Below are 575 nucleotides of genomic sequence, written 5' to 3'. Positions count from 1 at the left end.
TAGGGGGGGGTGGGTGGAAGAGGGGATTTACGGCGTGAAAACAGAAACACGGGAGACCGCGTTAGTGATTAAGGACGACCTGCAGCAATGGCGGTAACGGCTTGTAATTCAGCGGCTGCCTGCGCTTGCTGTTCCTGGCGTTCGCGAACGTCGAGGATCTGGTTGTTGATCAGACCTTCTTCGATTTCGCGCAGCGCGATTACAGTGGTTTTATCGTTTTCTTCCGGTACCAGCGGATCCTTTCCGCCTACCTGCATCTGACGAGCGCGACGCGCGGCGACCAGTACCAGGTCAAAACGGTTACCAATTTTCTCTACAGCGTCCTGAACAGTTACGCGTGCCATACTTAAAAAGCTCCACAGGTGAAGAAATGACTGGGCATGATACTGAAATCAGGTTCAGTCTGCCAACAATTTGCTGATTAAAGCGTCATGACGCTGCTTTTGGCGGCTCATGCGCAGACGTTCGGCGCGAATAATGGTCTTCAAATCGGTCAACGCGGTATCGAAGTCATCATTCACAATCAGGTAATCATATTCGGCGTAATGGCTCATTTCTGCAACAGCTTGCGCCAT

General features: G+C 51.7%; 2 protein-coding genes. Both read right to left on the bottom strand.

Annotated elements, in window-relative coordinates; all coding sequences use genetic code 11:
- Window positions 1-68: 68 nt before the first annotated feature.
- A complete protein-coding gene (gene rpoZ, locus K0040_RS22370) occupies window positions 69-344 on the bottom strand; it encodes a DNA-directed RNA polymerase subunit omega (protein WP_228110421.1) in 276 nt (91 codons plus the stop codon).
- A gap of 54 nt (window positions 345-398) precedes the next feature.
- A complete protein-coding gene (locus K0040_RS22365) occupies window positions 399-575 on the bottom strand; it encodes a hypothetical protein (RefSeq protein ID WP_500302282.1) in 177 nt (58 codons plus the stop codon).

This window comes from Terrisporobacter petrolearius (genome assembly GCF_020748185.1).
In the GTDB taxonomy this organism is placed as follows: domain Bacteria; phylum Bacillota; class Clostridia; order Peptostreptococcales; family Peptostreptococcaceae; genus Terrisporobacter; species Terrisporobacter petrolearius.
The sequence above is the reverse complement of the archived record's forward strand: the minus strand, read 5'-3'. Positions and strand labels throughout refer to the sequence as shown.

Coding starts and splice junctions, on each gene's coding strand:
- rpoZ (WP_228110421.1), bottom strand. CDS start 344: ATGGCACGCGTAACTGTTCAGGACGCTGTAGAGAAAATTGGTAACCGT.
- K0040_RS22365 (WP_500302282.1), bottom strand. CDS start 575: ATGGCGCAAGCTGTTGCAGAAATGAGCCATTACGCCGAATATGATTAC.